13 protein-coding genes are annotated in these 13377 nt (G+C 68.2%); 5 read left to right on the forward strand and 8 right to left on the reverse strand.

All coding sequences use genetic code 11. The features are described 5' to 3' along the window. Positions 1-34: 34 nt before the first annotated feature. The 6 genes from BN1263_RS02010 to rpmB all read right to left on the reverse strand — a co-directional run bounded on the left by BN1263_RS02010 (position 35) and on the right by rpmB (position 6706). Positions 35-589: a hypothetical protein gene (locus BN1263_RS02010; RefSeq protein WP_058979204.1), complete on the reverse strand. Its 555-nt coding sequence runs from the start codon at positions 587-589 to the stop codon at positions 35-37. Between the two features lie 122 nt (positions 590-711). Then, on the reverse strand, positions 712-2904 hold the full coding sequence (gene uvrD / locus BN1263_RS02015; RefSeq protein WP_058979206.1) for a DNA helicase II: 2193 nt from the start codon (positions 2902-2904) through the stop codon (positions 712-714). Positions 2905-2913: 9 nt separating this feature from the next. Beyond that, positions 2914-4335, reverse strand: a complete 1422-nt coding sequence (locus tag BN1263_RS02020; RefSeq protein ID WP_058979209.1) for an FAD/NAD(P)-binding protein — start codon at positions 4333-4335, stop codon at positions 2914-2916. 237 nt (positions 4336-4572) lie between these two features. Next, positions 4573-5991, reverse strand: a complete 1419-nt coding sequence (gene cls / locus BN1263_RS02025; protein ID WP_058979211.1) for a cardiolipin synthase — start codon at positions 5989-5991, stop codon at positions 4573-4575. A gap of 300 nt (positions 5992-6291) precedes the next feature. Beyond that, the gene (gene rpmG / locus BN1263_RS02030) at positions 6292-6459 is read right to left on the reverse strand and encodes a 50S ribosomal protein L33 (protein ID WP_169411268.1); all 168 of its coding nucleotides are present in this window, start codon (positions 6457-6459) and stop codon (positions 6292-6294) included. A gap of 10 nt (positions 6460-6469) precedes the next feature. After that, positions 6470-6706 (reverse strand): 50S ribosomal protein L28, encoded by a 237-nt coding sequence (gene rpmB, locus BN1263_RS02035; protein WP_005411638.1) that lies wholly within the window; start codon positions 6704-6706, stop codon positions 6470-6472. A gap of 278 nt (positions 6707-6984) precedes the next feature. Between rpmB and BN1263_RS02040 the strand changes: the two genes are divergently transcribed. Then, entirely contained in the window at positions 6985-8199 is a 1215-nt protein-coding gene (locus BN1263_RS02040; protein ID WP_058979213.1) for a glycosyltransferase, read from the forward strand. Positions 8200-8212: 13 nt separating this feature from the next. Here BN1263_RS02040 and dnaQ read toward each other — a convergent pair whose 3' ends face one another. Next, a complete protein-coding gene (gene dnaQ / locus BN1263_RS02045; protein ID WP_058979216.1) occupies positions 8213-8722 on the reverse strand; it encodes a DNA polymerase III subunit epsilon in 510 nt (169 codons plus the stop codon). A gap of 167 nt (positions 8723-8889) precedes the next feature. Beyond that, positions 8890-9783: a LysR family transcriptional regulator gene (locus tag BN1263_RS02050; RefSeq protein WP_058979218.1), complete on the reverse strand. Its 894-nt coding sequence runs from the start codon at positions 9781-9783 to the stop codon at positions 8890-8892. A 108-nt stretch (positions 9784-9891) separates the two neighbouring features. On the opposite strand from BN1263_RS02050, the gene BN1263_RS02055 reads away from it, so the two are divergent. The 4 genes from BN1263_RS02055 to BN1263_RS02070 all read left to right on the forward strand — a co-directional run bounded on the left by BN1263_RS02055 (position 9892) and on the right by BN1263_RS02070 (position 13374). Beyond that, positions 9892-10290 carry a RidA family protein gene (locus BN1263_RS02055; RefSeq protein WP_058979220.1) on the forward strand — a complete coding sequence of 133 codons (399 nt, stop codon included), beginning with the start codon at positions 9892-9894 and terminating at the stop codon, positions 10288-10290. Positions 10291-10523: 233 nt separating this feature from the next. Continuing rightward, complete coding sequence (locus BN1263_RS02060; protein ID WP_058979222.1) at positions 10524-10862, forward strand: hypothetical protein; 339 nt, start codon at positions 10524-10526, stop codon at positions 10860-10862. A 56-nt stretch (positions 10863-10918) separates the two neighbouring features. After that, positions 10919-12172 carry a TolC family protein gene (locus BN1263_RS02065; protein WP_058979224.1) on the forward strand — a complete coding sequence of 418 codons (1254 nt, stop codon included), beginning with the start codon at positions 10919-10921 and terminating at the stop codon, positions 12170-12172. Further along, positions 12169-13374 (forward strand): efflux RND transporter periplasmic adaptor subunit, encoded by a 1206-nt coding sequence (locus BN1263_RS02070; protein ID WP_058979225.1) that lies wholly within the window; start codon positions 12169-12171, stop codon positions 13372-13374. Before BN1263_RS02065 ends, BN1263_RS02070 begins: the two co-directional genes overlap by 4 nt. The last annotated feature ends 3 nt before the right edge of the window (positions 13375-13377 follow it).

Below are 13377 nucleotides of genomic sequence, written 5' to 3' on the forward strand. Positions count from 1 at the left end.
GTCGAGCTTGCTCGACTCTACAGCGCCCCTACCTTCAGGCGATCTGCACGATGCGCGCATTCTGGCACAGCGGGTAGCTGGCCACGAACTCGTCAATCGCATCGCGCATCGCCTCGAACGATTGGCCGTACATGTACAGCGCGGTCTCGGTCGGGCCCTGCCACCAGCTGCAGATCTCGCCAAGGCCATCAATGCGCTCGGACAGCTGCTCGAACACGTGGTTGGAATCGCACTGTTCGTAGACTTCGTCCGGCAGGTTCAGGCCATCCAGATAGATGCCCAGCCCCTCGGTCACGCCGAAGCTGCGGTCGGCCTCGCCAGCCCCCTGCAGCTGCGAACCCTTCGGTGCACCCAGCTGCTCCAGCAGGTCGATCAGCTTCGGCACGCCACCCGCATCGACCAGCGCCACTTCGATGTCGCCGTATTCGGCCTCACCCAGATCGGACATCGCAGTGCCGCCGCCGGTGAGCTCGCCCACCTGGGCCGCCTGCAGCAGCGCGTCGAGCGGATCCTCGAACAGTTCGTGGCGATGCTCCGGCTGCAGCCGGGCATTCAACTTCACGGTGACGTGCAGCGTGGGTTCGGTCATGGGAGCGGTCCTGGTAGAAGTGCCACCTATTGTAGAGCCGAGCCCATGCTCGGCTGCTTTTGGCGGTAAAAGCAGCCGAGCATGGCTCGGCTCTACAGGAATTCCCGCCCCCTCGACGGTGATCAGATCACCGTCAGGTTGGCGTAGGCCATCACCAGCCACTTGCTGCCGGCGTCGGCGAATTCGACCTGCACGCGGGCGTGTGCGCCGCTGCCTTCGTAGTCGGTCACCATGCCTTCGCCAAACTTGGGATGGGTAACCAGCGCGCCGAGCTTGACTGGCGGCGCCTCGATCGAAGCATGGCCCATCACCCGGCTGGCGCCCATCGATGCCGGCCGCGAGACCTGCACCTTCGGGCGCACTTCGTGCAGCAGTTCGCGCGGAATCTCGCGCAGGAAGCGTGACGGCAGGCTGTAGTTGTCCTGGCCGTGGATGCGGCGCGATTCGGCGTAGCTCAGCACCAGCTTCTGGCGCGCGCGGGTGATGCCGACGTAGGCCAGGCGACGCTCTTCCTCCAGCCGCCCGCTTTCTTCCAGCGAACGTGCGCTGGGGAACAGGCCGTCTTCCATGCCTGCCAGGAACACCAGCGGGAATTCCAGGCCCTTGGCCGAGTGCAGGGTCATCAACTGCACACCGTCCTCGCCGGCCTGCGCCTGGCCTTCACCGGCCTCCAGCGCGGCATAGGCCAGGAACGCGACCAGCTCGTCCATGTCCTCGCCCACTTCCTCGACGTCGTCGGCGCGGCGCACGAAGCGCGAGGCGACCGAGACCAGTTCGTCGAGGTTGTCGGTACGCGATTCCGAATCCAGCGAATTGCGGCTTTCCTTGCTCCAGTGCTCGCGCAGCTGCGAGCGGGCCAGCACGTGGTCCACGCGCTCGGCCAGGGTCATGTGCACGGTCTGGGCCTGCAGCTCGTTGACCAGCCCCAGGAAGCCGGCCAGTGCATTGCGCGCACGTGCGGCCAGCGCGCTGCCCTGAGTGACCAGCATCGTCGCTTCCCACAACGAAATGCCCTGCGCACGCGCCTCGCGGCGCACTTCGTCCAGCGTGCGGTCGCCGATGCCCCGGGTAGGCGTGTTGACCGCGCGCTCGAAGGCGGCGTCATCGTTGCGGTTGGACAGCAGGCGCAGGTAAGCCAGCGCGTCCTTGATTTCGGCACGTTCGAAGAAGCGCATGCCGCCGTACACGCGATAGGGCACCTGTTCGCTCAGCAGCGCCTCTTCAAGCGCGCGCGACTGTGCGTTGCTGCGGTAGAGCACGGCCACTTCGGTGTAGCTGCCACCGTCGCGCACCCACTGGCGGGCACGCTCGACGATGTAGCGCGCCTCGTCCATCTCGTTATACGCCGCGTACAGGTCGATCGGTTCACCGTCGCCGCTGTCGGTCCACAGCTGCTTGCCGATGCGGTCCGGGTTGTGCGCGATCACCGCGTTGGCGGCGCCGAGGATGTTGGCGGTGGAGCGGTAGTTCTGCTCCAGGCGGATGGTCTGCGCACCCGGGAAGTCGCGCAGGAAGCCCTGCACGTTCTCGACCTTGGCACCACGCCAGCCGTAGATGGCCTGGTCATCGTCGCCGACCACGAACACGTGGCCGGAATCACCGGCCAGCACGCGCACGAAGGCGTACTGGATGGCATTGGTGTCCTGGAACTCGTCCACCAGGATTTCGCGGAAGCGGGCGCGGTAGTGCGCCAGCAGCGCCGGGTTGTCGCGCAGCAGTTCGTGCGCGCGCAGCAGCAGCTCGGCGAAGTCCACCAGCCCGGCGCGGTCGCAGCGTGCCTGGTACTCGATGTAGGCCTGGCGCATGGTTTCCAGCCACGCGTCGTGCGGTTCGGGCTGGATGTGCTGCGGGCGGCGGCCTTCGTCCTTCTGCGCGTTGATCCACCACGCGATCTGCTTGGCCGGGTATTTGCCGTCGTCCAGTTCCAGTGCCTGTACCACGCGCTTGACCAGCCGCAGCTGGTCGTCCGAGTCCATCACCTGGAAGCCTTCAGGCAGCTTCGCGTCCTGCCAGTGCAGGCGCAGCAGACGGTTGGCCAGGCCGTGGAAGGTGCCGATCCACATGCCGCGGCTGCCATGGGGCAGCTGGGCGTCGATGCGGTGGCGCATCTCGCCGGCCGCCTTGTTGGTGAAAGTCACCGCGAAAATGCCGTGGGTCGGCACGCCATCGACTTCATGCAGCCAGGCGATGCGGTGGGTGAGTACGCGGGTCTTGCCGGAACCGGCACCGGCCAGCACCAGGTGGTGGCCGGGAGGAGCGGAGACGGCTTCGCGCTGGGCCGGGTTCAGGCCATCAAGCAGGTGGGAGACATCCATGCCCCCATTTTACGGCATCGCCGTCGCGGCTCCTGCGACCACCTGGGTGGCCAGTGCCTGTGCCTGCTGACGCAGTTCAGGCACCGCCAGGCTTTCCCACAGGCTGCCGATGCGCAGGCTGCCGAGCACGCCCAGCCGTGCCTGCGGCTGGCCACTGGCGCTGCGCAGGCGGTCGCCCGGCACCGTGCTGTCCAGGCCCAGCCCATGCGGGCCGGGGCGAGCGAGGCCATCGGCCTGCAGCTGCTGCAGCAACGGATTGCGCAACGCACTGGCGCGGATTTCCACGCCGGTGGCGTTGACCACACCGCCGATCGTCCAGTGCTGTTCATTGCCGTTGGCATCGCGACCCGACAGCCGCAGGGCATCGCCTTCGCGGCCGACGGATTGCAGGCGGGACCGGTGAATGCGCAGTTGGCCGCTTTCGGTCAGCGCCTGCAGCTGTGCGTCGACCTCTTCGGCGATGCGGTGGCGATGCACGTCCCAGTAGCGCACCACATGGCGCAGGAAGCGGCGCTGGTCGGCCGCGTCGAGGCTGCACCACAGCGCCTGCCCGTGCGGACGGATGCGGTCCATCACGCCCTGCCACGGCAGGCCGTCGGCCTGCGCCTGGCGCGCGAACCCGCGCAACGCGCGCAGGCGCTGGCGCAGGCTCATCGGCAGCAGCGCAGCCGGGTCGAACGTGGGCAGGCCACCATGCGCATGCGGCAGCGGCAGCAGCCCGTGGCGCGAGATCACATGCAGCGGGCCGGTATGACCGGCGGCGACCAGCGCCAGCACGGTGTCGGCCATGCTCAGGCCGGAGCCGACAATGGCCACGGCCTGGTCGCCGGCCAGGGTACGCACACCGTCGTAGTCCCAGGCCTCGATCACGTCATCGGCGGGCAGTGCGTCGGCACCAGCCACCGGCAGCGGTCGCATGCTGTTGCCGGTGGCGAGCACCGCCTGCGCGGCATGCAGCGTGCTGCCATCGCCGAGTGTCAGCTGGTAGCCGTGGTCATCCGGCTGCAGGCCCAGTACCGGCTGCGCGATCACCTGCAGCTGCGCCGGGCTCGCCGCGGCGGCCTCCTGCAGGCGCTGCTGCAGGTAGGCAGCAAAGTAGTGGCGGCACACGTAACGCTCGCCCAGCACCTCGCGCGCCTCGCCCGGGTAGGCGTTGGCGGCCATCAGGTAGTCGAGGAAATCGCCAGGCTGGTCGGCAAACGCACTCATCTTCGCCGCCGGCACGTTCAGCAGGTGCTCCGGCCACGGCGTGGCATAGGCGATGCCCTGCGCCAGCTGCGAAGCCGGTTCGAAGATGGCCAGCACCAGCGGCGCCTGGGCCTGGCGCAGTACCTGGATCGCCACCAGCACCCCGGCCGCACCACCACCGATGATCGCCAGGTCCAGTTCGCCATTACGCGGTGAATCAGTCATGCGCCGATTGTAGGCCATCGGCGATGACGGGCCGGGTTGCCGAAGCGGGCGGGAACGACCGCTGTAATGACGGGAATGACTGAAACGTCGGAAGTGACAGGGTAGAGTCGACTGTTAGTCGACTATCGCGCGCAGCGCGGGATTTTGTCGCAAGAGCAGTCGACTAACAGTCGACTCTACCCCGCCGGTTGCATCCACCCCATCGGTTGCATCCCCCCTGCCGCTTGCATCTACCCCGCCGGTTGCGCGCTCCGCTCACATCAACGCATCGGCCAGCCGTGCGATGCCTTCGCGGCTGCGCCGCCACGTGGGGCGACTGCGCCACTGCTGCAGGTCCAGCTGCCGCGACTCGCGCAGGTAGCCATCCTCGATCGCACACAGCTGCTGCACCAGCGCGCGGTCGTAGCAGACCAGGCCGATCTCGGCATTCAGCGCGAACGAGCGGATGTCCATGTTGATCGAGCCGAGCACGGCGATGTCCTCGTCCACGCTCATGTGCTTGGCATGCAGGAACTGCGGCTCGTACAGCGCGATGCGCACGCCACAGCGCAGCAGTTCGTCGTAGTACGCCTCCTGCGCCCACGAGGTCAGCCGCTGGTTGTTGCTGGCCGAGAGGATCAGCTGCACCTGCACGCCGGACAATGCGGCGATACGCAGCGCACTCAGCGTGGCTTCGTCAGGCACGAAGTACGGGGTGACCATCACCAGCCGGCGCCGTGCGAGGTGGATCAGCGCCGCAACCGCGTCGCGCGCGTTGCTGTACGGGTAGGCCGGGCCGCTGGGCAGCAGCTGGGTGGCGATGTCGTCGCCGCATTCGGGCACATCGGTGATCACATCCAGGCGCTGGCCGGTCTCCATGTACCAGTCGCTGGCGAATACGGCTTCCAGATGCGCCACCGCCGGGCCGCGCACGCGCGCCACCAGCTCGCGGTTCGGGTGGCCCGGCACGAACTGCGGGCCCGCCAGGTTCTGCGAACCGACATAGGCCACTTCGTTGTCGATCACCGCGATCTTGCGGTGGTTGCGCAGGTCCATGCGCCCGCTACGGCGCCAGCGCAGGCCACCGGGCAGCATCGCACGCACTTCGATGTCGCGCGCCTGCAGGCGCTTGCGATAGGCGCGCAGGCCACGCTTGGCGCCCACCGCGTCGAGCAGCACGCGACACTGCACGCCACGTGCAGCCGCTCGCTGCAGGGCCTCGACAATGGCCTCGCCGACCGCGTCGTCGAACATCAGGTAGTACAGCAGGTGCACGCGGTCTTCGGCCTGGTCGATATCGGCAATCAGCGTGTGCAGCGATTCGTCGTAGTCGGTCAGCAGGTCGACGGCGTTGCCGTGCACCGGCATGAAATCGCCCTGGCGCTGCACCAGCGGCACGATTTCGGCGCTGGCGGTGTCCGGCTGCGGTGTCCAGCGCAGGCGATGCTGCAGCGCCTGCTCCTCGCGGATGACCTGCGAGGCCTCGGCCTGGCGGCGGATGCGCTCGCGCGATAGCCACGGGTGGCCGAACAGCAGGTACAGCGGCAGGCCCAGCAGCGGTACGAAGCCGACCAGCAGCAGCCAGCTGCGCGCCGCGCCAGGCGTGGTGCGGGTGGGAATCCAGCACAGCGCGACCAGCCGGATCAGCCAGTCGATCAGCAGCAGGTAGGAACCCAGCAACCACTCGAACAGCATCGTGTCGCCCGTCGGGAGGTGATGGGCCATTCTGCCCAGCGGCCTTTATAGAGTCGAGCCGCGCTCGACTGCGTTGAAGCAGCGTGCCAACCAAGGTTGGCACCTACCGGGGGTGGGGACCGCGTGTCGACCAAGGTCGACACCTACCGAGCACGGGGACAGCGTGTCGGCCAAGGTTGGCAGCCACCGGGTGTGGGAACAGCGTGCCGACCAACGATCGGCACCACCACTTGGATGCCAGACATGAAAAAACCCGCCACAATGGCGGGTTTCTTCGCGGGGACCAGCAATCCTTGCGGATTACTTGATCTTGCCTTCCTTGTACAGGACGTGCTTGCGCACGACCGGATCGTACTTCAGGAATTCCATCTTCCCCGGGGTGTTCTTCTTGTTCTTGTCGGTCGTGTAGAAGTGGCCGGTACCGGCCGAGGAAATCATACGGACCTTATCGCGCTTGCCTGCCATGATGCTTTACTCCTCAGACCTTTTCGCCGCGCGCACGCAGCTCAGCCAGAACGGAATCAATGCCGTTCTTGTCGATGGTGCGCAGTGCATGCGCGGAAACACGAAGCTTGACCCAGCGGTTCTCGCTGGCCACCCAGAAACGGCGCTCGTGCAGATTCGGCAGGAAACGACGACGGGTCTTGTTGTTGGCGTGCGAGACGTTGTTACCCGTCTGCACTCGCTTGCCGGAAACCTGGCATACGCGGGACATTGCGCACCTCGATAGTAGTAGTTGTCAGCCCGTAGCCCGGGCGACGGCGGCCTCGATGGTTGCCCACCACACGTCAAGAGAATCAAAGGGTTACGCTGGCGTTGGGCGGCCGGGGACGTGCTCCCGGGGGCGCCGCCCGGTAGAAAACCGGACACAGCGAGCCGCGCATTATGCACGGGTTCAAGCACTTGCGCAAGTTACCCACAGGCTGCGGCTGAACCGGCAGGGCCGGGAGCCCGCCAACCGGCATACTGGCCCGGATCACTGCGGAGCTTTCCATGCGGCTGCTGGCCCTGACCTACGGAACCGAAGGCGATACGCGGCCCCTGGCCATGCTCTGCCATGGGCTGATCGGCGCAGGCCACGAGGTGACACTGCTTGCCGATGGCGGCACCCTGGGCAGCGCGCAGGCCCTGGATGTGCCCCATGCGGCCCTTGAAGGTGACATCCATGACGAAGTGGTCGCCCTGGTGTCGCGTGGCAACGGTGTTGCCGCCGCCAGTTCCGGTCTGGCACGGATGGCGCTGCAGCATGTCAGCGGCTGGATGCGCCAGGCCGATGCGGCCGCAGAAGGCTGCGATGCGATTCTGACCGGTGGCCTGGCGGCCTTTGTCGGCATGAGCGTGGGCGAACGCCGCGGAATGCCGGTCATCGGCACCGGCATGATCCCGCTCACCCCGACGCGGGCCTTCCGCTCTCCGTTCCTGCCACCGGGACGCTCGCCGGGCTGGTTGAACCGCGCCAGCTATGGGTGGGTCAACGGCCTGATCTGGCGCCAGTTCCGTCGGCCGATCAACGCGGCACGCCAGCAGTCAGGGCAATCGCCGCGCCGCTCGCTGTGGCCCGGCCTGCCGATGCTCTATGGCATCTCGCCGCAGCTGCTGCCGCCACCGGCGGATTGGCCGGCCGACCACATCGTCTGTGGCCAATGGCGGCTTCCTGATGCGCCGTGGACGCCCCCGGTCGATCTGCAGGCCTTCCTCGATGCCGGGCCGCCGCCGGTGTACCTGGGCTTTGGCAGCATGACCGGGTTTGATCGCGAGCGCGTGCTGCCGGCCCTGCTGCAGGCGCTGGCGCCGCGTCGGGTGCTGCTGTTTCCGGGGTGGGCCGGGCTGCCGACGGGCGCGCTGCCAGCAGATGTGTTCGTGCTCGGCCCGACGCCACACGAAGCACTGTTCCCGCATTGCGCACTCGCCATCCACCATGGTGGCAGTGGCACCACGCATTCGGCCTGCCGCGCCGGCATTCCCTCGCTGGTGATGCCGTTCGCCGCGGATCAGTTCTTCTGGGCCGATCGCCTGCATCGGTTGGGCGTGGCACCGGCACCGTTGTCACCGAAGCGACTGGATGCAGCAACGCTGGCGGCAGCCATCACCTTCGCTGAAACCGACGCAACACGCGCACGCGCGGCGGCCCTGGGCGCGGCGATGAGCCATGAGGACGGAGTGGCACGTGGCGTGGCAATGATCGAGCGCTGGTTGCGGCCGGTGTAACAGCGGCCAGACCTCAGCGCAGGTGCGGAATCACCTGCGCCAGCAGATGGGCATCCTTGAGCGCGCCGTGCAGGCCGCGCTGGCTGGGAATGCGCAGGCGCTGCAGCACATCATCCAGCTTGTTGCCTTGGCCCGGCCAGCGCCCGCGCGCCAGCTTCAGGCTGCAGGTGATGCGGCAGTGCTGGGCCAGCGTGCCGGGGATACCGGACAGACGCAGCTCGTTGTCCAGGAAGCCCACATCGAAGGTGGCGTTGTGCGCGACCATCTCGCTGCCGCGCAGGAAGTCCAGCAGTTCGGCGGCCTTGCTGGAAAACAGTGGCTTGCCCACCAGCATCGCATCACTGATGCCATGCACGCGCTGTGCGCCCCAATCGACCCTGCGCTGCGGCTGCAGGTAGGTGTGGAACTGGCGGCCGCTGAGCTGGCCATCGATCAGTTCGACGGCACCGATTTCGATCACCCGGTGCCCCAGGCGGTGGGAGATGCCGGTGGTTTCGGTATCCAGTGCGACGATGCGACTCATGCGTGGCGATGTGTCCTGTTGCGTGCGGTGGTGATTTTCGCATGCCTGCAGCGGGAAGCCGCTCCTGTAGAGTCGAGCCCGTGCTCGGCTCACGCGCTAGGCGCAGGCCTTGAGCGTTGGAGTCAGAAGCAGCCGAGCGTGGGCTCGGCGCTACGGGAGCGTGTGCGTCAGCCCAGCGCTTCCACCACCCAATCGATGAACACCCGCAGCCGCTGGCTCATGTGCCGGTTCGGCGGGAACATCACGTGCATCGGCATCGGCGGCAGCTGCCAGTCCTGCAACACCGGCAGCAGCTCACCGCGCGCCACGTGCGGTTCGGCCATGTAGCTGGGCAGCGCCACCACGCCCAGGCCCGCCAGCGCTGCGGCCAGATAGGCATTGCCGTCGTCAAAACCGACCGTGTAGCGGCCCTGCACTTCGATGCGCTCATCGCCGCGCTGTGCAACGAACACGCGTGCGCGGCCACTGCGCGGGCTGAGGAAGCCGACCATGTGGTGATCGGGCCCTTCCAGCGCCCGCGGATCGGTCGGCAGGCCGAAACGCTGCACATAGCTGGGGCTTGCGTGGAAGCCGATCGGCAGCGCCGCCAGCGGCCGCGCTACCAGCGCCGGGTCGGCCGGGGTGCCACCCCGGATCACGCAATCGACGTTGTCAGCGATGACGTCGACCTCGCGGTCGCTGACGCCGATGTCCAGCTGGATCTCCGGGTAGCGCGCCTGGAAATCCGGCAACGCCGGCACCAGCCGCAACCGCGCGTACGGCCCGGGCACATCCACGCGCAGCCGCCCGCGTGGCTGGGCGGCCGCATCGCCCAGCCCGCCCTCCACTTCTTCCAGCTCGGCCAGCAGGCGGGCGATGCGCGGGTAGTAGGCCGCGCCGTCGGCGGTGACGCTGACCCGGCGCGTGGTGCGGTTGAGCAGGCGCAGCCGCAGGTGCGCCTCCAGCTGCTGCACCAGCTGGGTGGCCGTGGTGCGGCTGATCTGCAGCGTGTGCGCGGCGCGGGTGAAGCTGCCGGTTTCCACCACGCGGGCAAACGCCCGCATCGCCTCGAAACGGTCCATGGCGGGCCATGATTGTTTGGAATTGGCAATCAATCTAGGCCGATCATGGCGGTTTATCCAGACAGCACTGGCGCGGAGGATGGCGTTCTCTCCCACGGGATCTTCCCCATGTCACAGCGTGATGTCGTTTTCCCCGCCGGCCGCCAGGCCCTGTACGCGCGCAACCGCTACTCGCCGGCGATCCGTTCCAACGGCTTCCTGTTCGTGTCCGGCCAGGTCGGCAGCCGCGAGGACGGTTCGCCCGAGCCGGACTTCGAGGCGCAGGTGCGCCGCGCCTTCGAAAATCTCAATGCGGTGTTGGCTGCTGCGGGCTGCACGTTCGATGACGTGATCGACGTGACCGTGTTCCTGGTCGATCCGGAAACCAACTTCGAGAAGGCCTGGGCGATCGTGCCCGAGTACTGGGGCGAGGCGCCGCACCCGACCCTGACCGGCATCGGTGTGACTTGGCTGTACGGGTTCCAGTTCGAGATCAAGGTGATCGCGAAGCTGCCTGCAGACCGGTAGTGCCGGCCGCTGGCCGGCAATGTGTCGGGGGTCGAAAAGCGTGTCGACCAAGGTCGACACCTACCAGAGCACATGTGCGCGGCGCACCCGAACGATGTGGTGGGGTCAGAGCTCTTTCCGGAGGAAAGGGATCCGACCCCGCGCCCGGCCCACCTGAACGGGAGATTCCGACGAGTTCCCGAAGCGGCCATTGATATTGTATCCGGCGAAAACCGCTTGCTAGCCTCCCGTCCATGCGCCGGATCACCCGCCAACTGCGTACGTACCTGATGATGCTGCTGATGGCGGCCTTCGTGGTCGTGCCGGTGGCCGACGTGCTGGCCTGCGCGGTCGAGCCGCACGACACCACGGCGGTGCACGTGGAAAGCAACGCCAATGATGCCGAGGGTGACAGTGACGGCAAGCACACCGGTGCCTGCAGCCACAACCACTGCCACCACTCCAATCTGAGCCTGCCGGCCAGTACCCTCGCCGCCTTCGGTGCGCCACTGCCGGCGCGCTGGATGAATGCCGGCGACGCGGCGACCTATGCGGTCGCCCAGGATGAATTGACGCGTCCCCCCCGGGCGTGAGTTGAGCGCGTCCCGCGATTGCGGGCTCCCGTTTCACTCACAACCGGAATCCCCCTATGTCGATCCTGACACCTCGGTCGCTGCGTGCGGCCGGGCAGGTCGTCGCCGTGTTGCTGGGCCTGGCCCCGGCAATGCAGGCGTCGGCACAAGCCGCCCCTTCCTACAACACCCTGCTTGAACGCCTGGACCAGCTGCCCGGCACCCGCGTCGGTGCGGCGCTGGCCGAGGCCGCCGATGCGCGCGCCGACCAGGCCCGTGCGTTGCCCAACCCTTCACTCTCCTACTCCGCCGAGAACGCCTGGGGTACCGGCTCCTATGGCGGCATGGGCAAGGCCGACAGCGTGCTCACCCTGTCCCAGCCGCTGGAGGTCTGGGGCCAGCGTGGTGCGCGCGTCCGTGCAGCCCGGGCCGAAGCACAGGCCGCCAACCTGCGTGGTGCCCAAAGCCGTAGCGACGTGGCCAGCCAGCTGGCGGTGGTCTACGCACAGGCGGAAAGTGCACTGCGCCGCTACACCCTGGCCGAAGAAGCGCTGACCCTCACCCGCGCTGACGCCAACGCCGTCAACGCGATGGTCAAGCAGGGCCGCGAGCCGCAGCTGCGCGCGGTGCAGGCGCAGAGCGAGGTGGCCAACGCCAGCGCCGCGCTGGATGAAGCGCAGGCGTTCCGCGATGCCGCGCTGGCCCGCCTGGCCGGTGCTGCACTGCTGGATGCACCGGTGCAGTCGATCGATGACAGCCTGCTCGACCGTGCGCCGCCGCTGCCGCGCGGCGCCACCGATACCGCACTGGCGGTGCGCATCGCTGAAGCCGAAGCCGATGCGGCGGGCAAACTGGTCGAGGTGGAGCGCAAGCGTGCCCTGCCCGACCTCAGTGTCACCGCCGCGCAGACCCGCTTCCGCGAGGGGGGCGAGCGTGCCTACAACCTCGGCGTCAGCCTCAGCATCCCGCTGTTCGACCGCAACCGCGGTGGCATCCGCGCCGCCAATGCCGACCAGCGCGCAGCCGAAGCACGCCTGGACCAGCAGCGCCGCGACAGCGAGGCCGCACGCCTCTCCGCCGTGGCCGGACTGAAGGCGGCCGGCAGCCGCACCCGCGCCGCCGATGAAAGCGTGGTCGCCGCCGAAGAGGCGTATCGCCTGGCCCGCATCGGCTTCGACGCCGGACGCATCTCGCAGCTGGAACTGCGCAGCACGCGCAGCGCCCTTATCGCCGCCCGCGCCGCCGCCGTGGATGCGCGCCTGTCGCGCGTCGGCGCGGAAATCGATCTTGCCCGCCTGGAAGGGCGCGCACCTTTTGTGGAGGTCCCATGACGCTCTCCCGTACTTTCCCGCTGATCGGCGGCGTGCTGCTGGCCGCGCTGCTGGCCGGCTGCGCTGGCAACGCGCAGACACCTGCCAATGAAGACCCGGCTGCGGCCAAGGCCGGCACCGACGATGGCCACGGCCATGCCGCCGACAGCAAGGAGGCCAAGGCCGAATCCGCAAAGGCGCCCGCCGATGGCGATGAGGGTGTCGTGCAGCTGACTCCTGAGCAGATCAAGGCGTCCAGTATCGAAGTGGTTGCCGTCGGCCGTGGCGGTGGCGGTTCAACCCGCCTCGCCGGTCGGGTGGAGCCCTCTGTCGGTGCGCGTGCATCGGTAGCCTCCACCGTGACCGGCCGCGTCGAGCGCGTACTGGTCGCGCCGGGCACGGCGGTGAAACAGAACCAGGCGCTGGCCATCGTGGTCAGTGGCGAGGCAGCGGTGTTCCGCGCCAATGCGCTGGCCGCATCCGCCGAAGCCGAGGCCGCACGCCTGGCCTATGGCCGCGACAAGGCCCTGGTCGACCAGGGCGTGGTCGCCCGCCAGGAGCTGGAAGCCTCGCGCGCACGTTCGATGGCGGCACAGGCCCAGGCCGCTGCCGCGCAGGCCCAGGCCGCCGCCAACGGTGCGCCCGATGCCAGTGGCCGCGTGCGCATCACCAGCCCGGTGGCCGGCATCGTCGGCAACGTGCAGGTCACGCCGGGCGGCGTGGTCGCCGCCGGCAGCGCGGTGGCCGATGTCGCCGACCCGACGATGAACGAGCTGGTGTTCACTGCACCGCCGGCGCTGGCGGCACAGGTCACGCCGGGCATGACGCTGGAAGTGAGCGCGCCGGGTGGCAGCTTCACCGCCACCGTCACCGGTTCGGCCGCCGATGTGCGCCAGCAGGGCGGCGTCGCGGTGATCCGCGCCACGCCGGTGGATGCGTCGCTGCCGCCGGCCGGTTCGCCGGTATCGGCCGTGGTCGTTACCGAAGGCCAGGATGGCTCGCTCAGCGTGCCGGCCGATGCGGTGCAGAACGTTGATGGCAGCAGCGCGGTGTTCGTCGCCGTCGAAGGCGGCTTCAAGGCGCAGCCGGTGCTGCCCGGGCGCCGCGCCGGTGACCGCATCGAGATCCTTGGTGGCTTGACCGGCAGCGAGCGCATCGTCGGTGCCAATGCCTTCCTGCTCAAGGCCGAACTGGCCAAGGGCGAAGCCGAGCACGGCCACTGAGGA

The organism is Stenotrophomonas thermophila (assembly GCF_001499715.1).
Classification (GTDB): domain Bacteria; phylum Pseudomonadota; class Gammaproteobacteria; order Xanthomonadales; family Xanthomonadaceae; genus Stenotrophomonas; species Stenotrophomonas hibiscicola.